Annotated in this window: 11 protein-coding genes and 1 other RNA gene; 1 reads left to right on the forward strand and 11 read right to left on the reverse strand. The window is 39.4% G+C overall.

What is annotated here, in order from left to right:
• Positions 1-16: 16 nt before the first annotated feature.
• From SKC38_RS06430 to SKC38_RS06455, 6 genes are all read right to left on the reverse strand, one after another.
• A complete protein-coding gene (locus SKC38_RS06430) occupies positions 17-667 on the reverse strand; it encodes a 30S ribosomal protein S16 (RefSeq protein WP_377976148.1) in 651 nt (216 codons plus the stop codon).
• Positions 668-757: 90 nt separating this feature from the next.
• Positions 758-1114: RNase P RNA component class A (gene rnpB / locus SKC38_RS06435), an RNA gene on the reverse strand.
• 18 nt (positions 1115-1132) lie between these two features.
• Positions 1133-2365 carry a DUF4403 family protein gene (locus SKC38_RS06440; protein ID WP_377976150.1) on the reverse strand — a complete coding sequence of 411 codons (1233 nt, stop codon included), beginning with the start codon at positions 2363-2365 and terminating at the stop codon, positions 1133-1135.
• Positions 2366-2425: 60 nt separating this feature from the next.
• Positions 2426-3172, reverse strand: coding sequence for a 3-oxoacyl-[acyl-carrier-protein] reductase (gene fabG / locus SKC38_RS06445; protein WP_377976152.1), 747 nt, complete (start codon positions 3170-3172; stop codon positions 2426-2428).
• A 21-nt stretch (positions 3173-3193) separates the two neighbouring features.
• The gene (locus SKC38_RS06450) at positions 3194-5740 is read right to left on the reverse strand and encodes an ATP-dependent Clp protease ATP-binding subunit (RefSeq protein WP_377976154.1); all 2547 of its coding nucleotides are present in this window, start codon (positions 5738-5740) and stop codon (positions 3194-3196) included.
• 39 nt (positions 5741-5779) lie between these two features.
• Positions 5780-6391, reverse strand: coding sequence for a WbqC family protein (locus SKC38_RS06455; RefSeq protein WP_377976156.1), 612 nt, complete (start codon positions 6389-6391; stop codon positions 5780-5782).
• Positions 6392-6454: 63 nt separating this feature from the next.
• Between SKC38_RS06455 and SKC38_RS06460 the strand changes: the two genes are divergently transcribed.
• Positions 6455-7324, forward strand: a complete 870-nt coding sequence (locus SKC38_RS06460) for a lysophospholipid acyltransferase family protein (protein WP_377976158.1) — start codon at positions 6455-6457, stop codon at positions 7322-7324.
• Here SKC38_RS06460 and SKC38_RS06465 read toward each other — a convergent pair whose 3' ends face one another.
• Genes SKC38_RS06465 through SKC38_RS06485 form a run of 5 tightly spaced genes read right to left on the reverse strand, consistent with a single transcriptional unit; the run spans position 7325 to position 11400 of the window.
• Positions 7325-7951, reverse strand: a complete 627-nt coding sequence (locus tag SKC38_RS06465; protein ID WP_377976160.1) for an L-threonylcarbamoyladenylate synthase — start codon at positions 7949-7951, stop codon at positions 7325-7327.
• A gap of 1 nt (position 7952) precedes the next feature.
• On the reverse strand, positions 7953-8879 hold the full coding sequence (locus SKC38_RS06470) for a YihY/virulence factor BrkB family protein (RefSeq protein ID WP_377976162.1): 927 nt from the start codon (positions 8877-8879) through the stop codon (positions 7953-7955).
• Positions 8876-9286 carry an acyl-CoA thioesterase gene (locus tag SKC38_RS06475; protein WP_377976164.1) on the reverse strand — a complete coding sequence of 137 codons (411 nt, stop codon included), beginning with the start codon at positions 9284-9286 and terminating at the stop codon, positions 8876-8878. Before SKC38_RS06475 ends, SKC38_RS06470 begins: the two co-directional genes overlap by 4 nt.
• 1 nt (position 9287) lies before the next feature.
• The gene (mltG, locus tag SKC38_RS06480; RefSeq protein ID WP_377976166.1) at positions 9288-10319 is read right to left on the reverse strand and encodes an endolytic transglycosylase MltG; all 1032 of its coding nucleotides are present in this window, start codon (positions 10317-10319) and stop codon (positions 9288-9290) included.
• 1 nt (position 10320) lies between these two features.
• Entirely contained in the window at positions 10321-11400 is a 1080-nt protein-coding gene (locus tag SKC38_RS06485) for an Ldh family oxidoreductase (RefSeq protein WP_377976168.1), read from the reverse strand.
• Positions 11401-11452: the final 52 nt, after the last annotated feature.

Genomic DNA, 11452 nt, shown 5'->3' on the forward strand with positions numbered 1-11452 from the left:
TTAAAATTAATAAAAATTATTCAGCAGCAGCCTCTTCGCTTGCTTCAGCAGCCGGAGCCTCTTCTGCAGCTGGTGCAGATTCCTCAACAGCTGGCGCTTCTTCTACTGCAGGAGCTTCTGCTACTACTTCGTCAACTTCTACACCTGTAGCTTCTTCGTCAGCAGCATTGATTGCTTCAACAACACTAGCAACGATTGCCTCATCAGCTACCTTGTTTTTAGCAGCAATTACTTCTGCACGCGCAGATGAAACTTTCGCTTCAGCCTCTAAACGAGATGCTTTCGACTTAGCTTTTGATTGAGCTAATTTCGTGTTGCTTGCTTCTACTTGCTTCGCTTTTTCTACTTTCCAAGCTTCAAATTTCGCATCAGCTTGCTCTTGTGTCAACGCACCTTTCAACACACCTACTTGTAAGTGTTTTGCATACAAAATACCTTTTGAAGAAAGTACTGCACGCGCTGTATCAGTTGGTTGAGCACCATTTAATACCCATTGGATCGCTTGTTTTTCATTCAAAACGATTGTTGCTGGATTGGTGTTAGGATTGTATGTTCCGATTTTCTCTACGAATTTACCGTCACGAGGTGCACGAGCATCTGCAACAACAACATCGAACATTGCTAACTTCTTGCGTCCACGACGCGCTAATCTAATTTTAACAGCCATTATATATGGGTTTGTGAAGGATCTCGTCCCTCGGTTAATAAAAATGTCTGCAAAAATAAGGATTTTAACCTAGAATACAAAAAAGAAAAATGAGAAAATAAACCGATAAGCCGAATTCTGTAAGCATTTGCATGCCCTCTTATCATTTATCTTGACGAATACTCACGCATTCGCTCGAGCAATCTACCCACTGACATCGGACGAGCAACCCTTTTGTCTTTCGACAGTCAGCCTATTTGATCTTGCAACCCGTGAGGTTTACCTATGCCTAATTTGTCACCAAATTAGCGGTGGGCTCTTACCCCCCCTTTTCACCCTTACCCCGAAAGGCGGTAATTTTCTGTGGCACTAGCTGTAGAACCTTGCGATTCCCCTTCCTGTTAAGAAGCACGGCGCTCTTTGTTGTTCGGACTTTCCTCTTTAAAAAGCGATAAGATGGTTTATTTTCTCAACACAAAAGTACGACTATTTTCTTAGCTCCCAATTTCCCCGTATTTCACCCACAACTCCCAAACCTTTATCCGAATACGTCAACTGCTGAATTCGAAGCTCTCCGTTTGACAAACCCAGGCCCCAAGTATTTTGATTGAGTAGATTTAAAGCTTCCGATGAAGACCAAGAATAAGCCATTAATGCCTTTAAAACCTTACGCTTAACATGTCCACGCAAGAAAAATGGAACCCCTTCCACCTGAAAACCCTTTACATTCAACCCTATTTTACTCGAATCTAAAAGCGCAGGAACAATAATCATATTGGCAATTGCTTCCGATGTACCTAATCCTTTAACTTGCACATGAAGTCCTAATGAATCACCGCGAATCATCATATTAGCAGGTTTGGCGTGCAGTGATTGACTGATAAGCCCCGATAATTTATCATAATCTAACGATACCTGAAAAGGAAGCGCTTGATTTTGATCCTTCATCTCAAGCCAACGGTTGGGCTGATTAATGACAGATTCTCCAAGTATCAGGGCTGATCGAACCAATAATTTACCTGTTATACCTGATGAATTAAAATTTAAATCATGTACATCCACATCGGAAGATCGCAAAGACACTTGCCCTAGCGGACTTGAATAATTCATGTCAACGCGGTTCAACAAATTAGTCAAGGAGTTCGGATTTAATGCTTGATTCAAACGCTCGGCAACCTTTTCTTGCATAGCAGGCAATTGTCGCTGAATCAATGGGTCTACAATGCCCTGAACCTGAACTGGAAAACCAAGCACGTGCATTTCAGGCTTAGCTAACCATTGATAATTCAAGCGTTGTACAACCAACTGATGGTGATTGATATCTTGCCAATTCCAATGGAAAGCCAAAGAAATATTACTCTTGGCTTGAATTAAACCTGTATTTATTCCTGCAATATTCGGACGGGCATCTATTTTAACAGGAATCTCAAAATTAGTTATTCCTTTCGAACCCATTTGTAATCGAGGTTGTTGCAATAGTGTCATTTGCAACGGAAAATCTAACCCTTCTTGTTTCTGTGAATCAAATAATAGCTTGCCAGGTGCTAATTGAAAATAACGAAACAAGCTATCATAGCGCATCGAGAAATTAATTGCCACCGTTTGAGAACGGACAGCAGGAGTTGCCAACTGAAATTGAGCAGGTGTACCCTGAACGAGCGCTTGACGTTTACAGGCTGCAACAAATATAAGAAGCAATAAAAAGAGAATATTCCGCATAAATAAAAAGCCTCAATCATGCCAAAGCAAAATTGAGGCTAGCTATGTAATTATTAAATACTAAGTTAAAAGGCCACCGTCAACTTGAATGGTTTGACCTGTCACATAAGATGACAAATCCGAACCTAAGAATAAGCAAACATTCGCTACTTCTGAAGCCTCACCACCGCGTTTCAACGGAATTGATTTCTTCCACTCTTCTACTGTCGCTTCATTTAATTCACCAGTCATCTCCGTTTCGATAAAACCTGGTGCAATAGCATTGCAACGAATATTACGAGATCCTAATTCCAGAGCCACCGATTTCGTAAAGCCAATGATACCCGCCTTAGAGGCAGCATAATTTGCTTGACCTGCATTTCCTTTTACTCCCACAATAGATGTCATGTTAACAATCGAACCTGATTTAGCTTTCATCATTGGCTTAATCACCGCCTTAGTCAAGTTAAAAACAGATTTCAAATTAACACGAATCACTTCATCCCATTGCTCTTCAGTCATACGCATCAATAAACCATCACGCGTAATACCCGCATTATTAATCAGTACATCAATTTGTCCAAAATCGGCCACGACTGAATTAACTAATTCTTCAGCTGCATCAAACAAAGATGCATCAGAACGATAACCTTTCGCTTTAATTCCGTAAGCTTCTAATTCTTTAACTAAAGCCTCCCCTTTTTCAACAGATGACAAATAGGTAAACGCAACATTTGCGCCAGCTTGTGCAAATTGATTAGCGATTGCCCGACCAATTCCGCGTGAAGCTCCGGTTACTAAAACGACTTTTCCTTGTACTAATTGCATGTAATAAATGGTTATTGTGTATTATTTCTTCTTTCTAACTAATGTTAATGTTTCACTCTCGGCAATAAAATCAGCCTCAATTACTTCACCTTCAGCTAATTCACCTTTTAAAATTTCCTCTGCTAAAGGATCTTCTAAGTACTTTTGAATTGCCCGATTTAATGGTCGCGCACCATATTGAGGATCATATCCTTTATCAGCAATAAAATCCTTCGCTTTTTCTGTCAATTCCACAGCAAACCCTAAGTTAGCCAAACGCGTCATCAATTTCACCAAAAGCAAATCGATGATTTTGTGTAAATCTGCGCGCTCTAACGAATTAAACACGATGATATCATCTAAACGGTTGATAAATTCTGGAGCAAAAGCTTTCTTCAAGGCATTTTGAATCGTTGATTTAGCCTGCTCTTCCATATTATCAACACGTGACTTCGTAGAAAAACCTATACCCGATCCAAAATCCTTCAAATCACGGGCTCCAATGTTCGAGGTCATAATGATGATCGTATTACGAAAATCAACTCGTCGGCCTAGACCATCCGTCAAAATGCCATCATCCAATACCTGTAACAATAAATTGAATACATCTGGATGCGCTTTTTCAATCTCATCCAGAAGAACTACTGAATAAGGCTTCCGACGAACTTTTTCCGTCAATTGTCCACCTTCTTCGTAACCAACGTAGCCTGGAGGCGCTCCCACTAAACGAGATACACTGAATTTCTCCATGTACTCACTCATGTCGATACGAACCAACGAATCTTCTTTATCGAACAAATAGGTCGCTAAAACCTTAGCCATTTCTGTCTTTCCTACACCTGTAGGTCCTAAGAAAATGAATGAGCCAATCGGCTTATTCGGATCTTTCAAACCTACACGAGTACGTTGAATAGCTTTCACTAATTTCTTCACCGCATCACCTTGACCAATCACATGTTTAGTCAATTCTTGCTCCATTTGAAGCAACTTCTCTCCTTCTTTGGCAGCGACACGATTGACAGGAATACCGGTCATCTGAGCAATAACTTCCGCTACATGCTCTTCCGTAACTGTAAACTTCTGTTTTTTCGATTCCTCTTCCCAGTTGGTCTTCGCTAATTCCAATTGATCAATCAATTTCTTCTCGCGATCACGTAATTGCGCAGCCTCTTCATATTTCTGAGACTTAACCACTTGATTCTTCTCCTTCTTAACCACCTCGATTTGATTCTCCAAGGCAACAATATCAGCAGGAACCTGAATATTGGAAATATGAACACGAGCACCTACTTCATCCATCACATCAATTGCTTTATCCGGCAAGAAACGATCTGAGATATAGCGATCAGATAATTTAACAGCTGATTCAATCGATTCAGGCGTATAGATCACATGATGATGCTCTTCATATTTATCTTTAATGTTGGTCAAAATCTCAATGGTTTCATCAACTGTTGTGGCATCAACCATCACCGTTTGAAAACGACGGGCCAAAGCACCATCTTTTTCGATGTATTGTCGGTATTCATCCAACGTCGTCGCACCAATAACTTGTATATCGCCACGCGCTAAAGCAGGCTTAAACATATTGGAAGCATCCAAAGAACCTGAAGCACCACCCGCTCCTACAATCGTATGTAATTCATCAATGAAAAGAATTACATCAGTCGACTTCTCCAATTCATTCATCACGGCCTTCATACGCTCCTCAAATTGACCACGATATTTCGTACCTGCAACCAACGAAGCGATATCCAAGGTAACAACTCGTTTGCCAAATAACACACGTGAGACTTTCTTTTGAATGATGCGAAGCGCTAAACCTTCAGCGATAGCTGTTTTACCTACACCAGGCTCACCAATTAAAATGGGGTTATTTTTTTTCCGACGAGATAAAATCTGCGCAACACGCTCAATTTCTTTTTCACGCCCAACAATGGCATCTAATTTCCCTTGCTCAGCAATTTTGGTTAAATCACGACCGAAATTATCAAGCACAGGTGTTTTACTTTTTTCACCCGCTTTTGCTGTTGAAGAACTACTTGAACCGCCTTGCGCACCTGAACCCGAACCACCAAACAGACGATTATCGTCATCAGAATCATCCGTATCCGAACTTGCTTTTGGGGTATTATCTTGCGAATTGCTTGATTGGAATTCCACCATTTCTTTGATTAAATCATAATGAACTTGGTATTTCTCCAAAATCTGAGTCGCCACATTGTCTTCATCGCGTAAGATAGCCATCAACAAATGTTCCGTACCCACTAAATTCGTTTTGAAATATTTTGCTTCTAGATATGTCAAACGCAATACTTTCTCTGCTTGCTTCGTCAGAGGAATGTTCAACATGCTTTGCTTATCAAAATTCGAACGACTAGTCGATGCCGTAGAATGTTCAATACTCTGGCGCAATTGATCCAAAGAAACGCCTGATTTATGTAATAATTCAATACCTGGTCCTTCACCATCACGAATGATACCTAACATTAAATGTTCGGTACCAATGTAATCATGTCCTAATCGCAAGGCCTCTTCACGAGCTAATGCAATTACTTCTTTTACCTTATTTGAAAACTTAGCCTCCATATTTCCCTAATTAATAATATTCAAAACGCACCTAAGCCATTATTTGTTCAAACTCTTTTGTAATATTTCACGCGATTCAATTCCGTAATTCATAATTAAATCTAAAACGGACAGATTAGCAACAAATTCCGTGCCAAAACATTGTCTATACGCAACAGGAACGTAAATATTTCGCGAGGAATATTCTTTTTTTGAATCAATTACATTCCAAAAGGAATTTTCAGGCGCTTCATTAAATGATTCTGTGAAGCTAAACTGAGGTTTTTTTTGCAAAAAACGTGCAATTGTATTTAAAAATTGAATATTTAAATCTACTAAAAATTTACTTTTTTTTGCAAATATCTGATCGATAAATGGCTCGACATGTTCAAAAAAAGGAGCCTTACCATAAGACGCTTGAATCGCTCCTTTATGTTTTCTGATCCAATCTTGTGAATAGTCAATTTGAACGTCCTTCGTGAGTTGCTTTCCAGAGGCACCTTGAATAATGGGAATACTCAATAATTCCACCCCATTGGCCCCTAAAATATAGCTTCGGTTGCGATAGGTTTGTTTGGGAAAATTCTCAAAAACTTCAAATTCAATTTGAGGTTCCGCAAAAATTAGCGCGCAATATTCTAAAGAAGGTAAATACTGAATATCAATGTGCATTCAAAAAATAAGTGGATATTTGCAAAAATAGCAGATATCAGCGATTAACTCGACAAACTAGCCATGATGTTTTTTTACAAGCTTTTAGGCCGCATGCCACTTTTCATTTTGTACACACTTGCTACTGGTGTCAAATGGGTCTTTTATTACATCATCGGATACCGAAAAGAAGTTATTACCAAAAATATTTTCCACGCATTCCCAAATCTTAATCCCAAGGAAATCAAGGAATTAAGCTTTCGTTTTTATGGGTATCTAACTGACCAATTAGTGGAATTCTTTTACGGTGTATCCATCAGTCAAGAAGAGATGTTGGACCGCGTTCAAATGGTTAATGAACATTTTATTTCCGATTACTTACAAGCAGGAACGCCCGTTGTACTTGTAGCTGGACATCAAGGTAACTGGGAATGGGCTATTCACCGACTCGCCTTATCCAAAAACCTGTATGATGTTGTTTATCAAAAACTGAACAATCCGGCGTTTAATCAATTTACAATGGAAGTGAGAAGTAGGTTTCCAGGTGTAACATTATTAGAAAAACGCGAATCCATTTTGGCTACACGTGAAAGAAAAGACATCGCAAGAGGTATATGTTTAGCAGCTGATCAAGCACCCCAAAAACCTGAATCAGCGTATTGGACTACTTTTTTAAATCAAGATACCGCTTTTTTTACCGGTATGGAGCGATTTGCTAGGGACTATAATTACCCGGTTGTTTTTGTGGAATTAATCCGTAAAGAACGCGGAAAATACATCATGAGCTTTGAACCTATCGCTAATCCCGATTACACCGATTTACCTAAAGGAGAGATTATCGAACGCTTTGCGCGTAGATTGGAGAAATCCATTGTTCAATATCCCGAACAATATTTATGGTCGCATCGTCGCTGGAAACACACAAAACCAGATGCCACGCTAATTAAATGGTAATTAGTCGAAGTCACTTACATCACCAGCACCTTCTCGAATAATTTCGACACTATCTTCAGAAATTTCGATGACTGATGAAGGAAAGTGTCCACCATAGCCACCATCTAAGACTAAATCAACTTGATTTTCGTAGCGTTCAAAGATGAGACTAGGATCTGTATATTCTTCTACTTCCAAACCGTCCTGTGGCAATGTTGTCGTCAACAAGGGATGGCCCAATTGCTTCACGATGTCTAATATGGGTTGATAATCAGGTATTCGAATACCTACTGTTTTCTTACCTTGAACAAGAACAGAAGGCACCTTTGAACTAGCAGGCAAAACAAATGTATATGGGCCGGGTAAATAGTGTTTTAATAATTTAAAGGCAAAGTCACTTACTTTGGCAAAATTCGCAATCGAACTTAAATCCGCACAAATAAAACTAAAGCGATTTTTAGCAGGTTTAATCTGCTTGATTTCGCAAATACGATTAACAGCTTGTTGGCTCTGAATTGAACAACCCATCGCATACATGGTATCAGTCGGGTAAATAATCACACCGCCTTTTTCAAGCAATTTGACAACCTGATCTATCAATTCTTGCGAATTATTTTTGTCGTATATTTTTTTGATTTCAGCTGCCATCTTAAAAATTTAAAAAGAAATCGGAGCCTTGTTGCTCGTCCTCCAACTCCTCAATTTTAACTTGGTCGATACTCGCATTAATTTCAAAACCCACAATCAAAATCAAGGCAACAAAATACAACCAAACCATTAAGGCAATCAGTGAGCCAATGGACCCATAAACCTTATGATAACTGGCAAAATTGACTAAATAATAAGAGAATAAATTCGAAATAGAAATCGTTAAAATAGAGGCAGTTATGCAACCTGCATTGAAAAACTTCCAACGTTTATGTATCGCAGGCGCATAATAATAAATCAATGAAATCGTAAAGAAGAAGACCGAGAAGATGACAAAATAGGTCAAAACCTTCGTCAGATAGAACGTAAAATTGTATTCTAAAATACCCTCTTTGGCCAAATATTTAACAACAAAATTACCTAAAATAAAGACCATAAAGGAAGTAATCAAAACAAAAGTCAACAAGAAGTTTAAGCCTACCGCTACAAGTCGTTCCTTAATAAATCCTCTGTTCTCACTTGTCTTATACGTCAAATTAAATGAGCGCATTAAGGCCATAATTCCACTTGTACTCGCATAAAGCGCAAAAAAGAAACCAAAAGAAACGACTCCTCCCCTTTTCTTATTCACGATTTCTGTAATCAATTCAGTCAAATCGCTTTGTAAATTTTTAGGCACTGTTGCCTTGATGAAACTGATAATCTTGTAATCCAGATGCTCTACGGGCAAATAAGGAAGCAAAGAAAATAGAAAGATAATCGTAGGGAAAACGGCTAAGGTAAAATTATAAGCTACGGCAGCCGCACGCACATCAATATCAAATTGAAAAACCTTTTGATATAAAATAGAGATGATGCGAACGAGTACATAATGCTCTTCGTATTCACGCCAAATCTGCTTTATCTCATCTAGTAAATTTTTCCTCATATAGAATAATAGGGCATTAATGCATTCATAATAAAATCAGGTGCCTTAATGACCTTTTTCGTCTTTAAATCCATAAAAACCAAAGTTGTCTTCCCTTCATTAATCAAGTCACCCGCCTCATTTTTGATCCGGTAAGAGAAGACAATTTTAGCCGTAGGCAACATATCAACCTGACAAATAACAGTCAACTCATCGTCGTATAAACCTGGAGCAATAAATTTGGTATAATGTTCTGCCACCGGAAGACCTATGCCATTATCTTCCAATGATTTATAGCTAACGCCTAAACTTCGCAGCGTTTCCACGCGAGCAATTTCATACAAACGCGCATAATTCCCATAATAGACATAGCCCATTTGGTCGGTATCCGCATAACAAACTCGGTATTTAACAGCGTGTGAATACATCTTATTTAATTTTACGAGCATCTAAGGCAGCTTGATACTTGGCTGCATTTTGCATGTGTTCTGGATAAGTTTTGGCAAAATTATGGAAGCCAGAAAAATCTTCTTTCGCGCAGAAATAAAGATACTCGTGTTTCTCTAAATTCAATACTTTATCAATAACATCCACCGGAGGAATTGAAATAGGTCCTGGAGGTAAGCCTACTTTCCGATACGTATTGTATGGAGAATTAATAGCTGTATACTTTCCTGTCACACGTTTTATCGTAAAGTCTTTCCATGCGAAAACAATCGTTGGATCCGCTTGAAGTGGCATTCCTGTACGAAAACGATTCCAATAAACACCCGCAATCCGAGCTTGTTCAGCTGATTCCTTACTTTCACCATAAACGATCGAAGCTAAAATACCCGCTTGAATAGGCGTCATTCCCAAAGCTGACGCTTGGTTAACGCGCTTTTTATTCCAAAAACGTTTATTTGCCTTCTCCATTTTCTTCATGAAATTATCAAAAGATGATGTCCAAAATACCTCATAGGTATCCGGTATGAATAGACATGCGATGGTTTCAGGGCTGTAACCGTATTGCTCGGTAATTGCACTTGAATCCAACATTTTCATGATGTAGGTAGAATCATAGGGTAATTGCTTGCCCAACTTTCCCGCGATGTCTTCCTTTAAACGAAAGTTATTGATGGTAATTCGTAAGGCATCTTGTCGGCCGTTGCGCATCTTTCGCAATAATTCCCAGTTACCTGTTTCAGGTCCTACCAAATAGCGACCTGGCTTCACTTTTTCAGCAACCCCTAACACCTTTGCCAAGAAACGAAAACTTAATTTATCCCGAACAACATCGTGTTTATCTAAGCTATCCAAGACTTGTTTAAAATCAGCTCCTTTGGGAATTAAAATGGCATAAGAATCTCCTTTCACATTAAAATTAGGCGTTTTGAAAATTTGCCAAACGTAATACGAGAACATCGCTGTCACCAACGAAAACACAAGGATAAAAATCTTGATTTTTTTATTTGAAACCATCTTAAGCAATATTAAAATCTAATGAAAAACGACTCGCTAAGCCTTTTAAGTCGGCAACTACCGGATCCAATAACGGAATCCCTTCATGCAGACGTATCTTTTCTAATTCACGTTCAGGATCACCTGGAATAATAACCTTCTGTCCTTCAACCGCATCAGCAGCACGGAAACGTTTGATCCATTTATCCATATCGTCTTTAAACGCTTCTGCCGGTCGAAATGCGTCAATGCGCATTGCACCTAAAAAATGACCTGTTCCATTTCCCACCGTTTCACCTGCTTGCATAAAACCAGCCGTAGCAAACGGAGGAACCCAAGGACCAAAATTAGCCCCAGAAAGAACTCCGGATAAAATATCCACAATTGCGCCTAAGGCATATCCTTTATGAGACCCATGTTCTCGGTCACCTCCCAAAGGCAATAAGGCTCCCCCATTTTTAATCGCAAAGGCATCATTGCAGGGATTACCATCTTTATCTTGTACCCAACCCGAAGGTGTATCTAAACCTTTGCGTTGCAATATCTCTAATTTTCCATAAGCCACAGCCGTAGAGGCGAAATCAGCTAAAAAAGCAGGTTCTTCGTTGGCAGGAATCCCCACAGCAATTGGGTTTGTACCCAATAATTTTTCCCGAGAGAAAGTTGGCGTCACTAAAGGAGCAGCATGTGTCATGGCCCAGCCAATCATATCTTTCTCCACAGCCTTCATGGCATGATACCCCGCTATACCAAAGTGATTAGAATTCTGTACCGCAACCCAACCCGTTCCTGCAATCGCTGCTTTTTCCGTGGCAATTTCCATCGCCTTGGGAGCCACAACAAGTCCTAAACCACGATCCCCGTCTACTAGAGCAGTTGAAGGACTCTCATGTAAGATTTGAATTTGAGGTTTCGGATTTAAGCGCCCATTGTCATATAAGCGAACATATCCTGCTAATCGAGCCACGCCATGCGAATCAATTCCTCTGGCATCCGCTGATACTAAAACATGCGCCGCTAAATCCGCATCTTGCTCTGGGCAACCGATGGATTCAAAAACGGAACTGACAAATTGCTTGAGTTGTTTGTAGTCTACTTGCATAACAAAATTTAACAACAAAGATAAAAATAAGAATTGGGAAAAATTTATCAAA

It is taken from the genome of Aquirufa echingensis, assembly GCF_042714525.1.
In the GTDB taxonomy this organism is placed as follows: Bacteria; Bacteroidota; Bacteroidia; order Cytophagales; family Spirosomataceae; genus Aquirufa; species Aquirufa echingensis.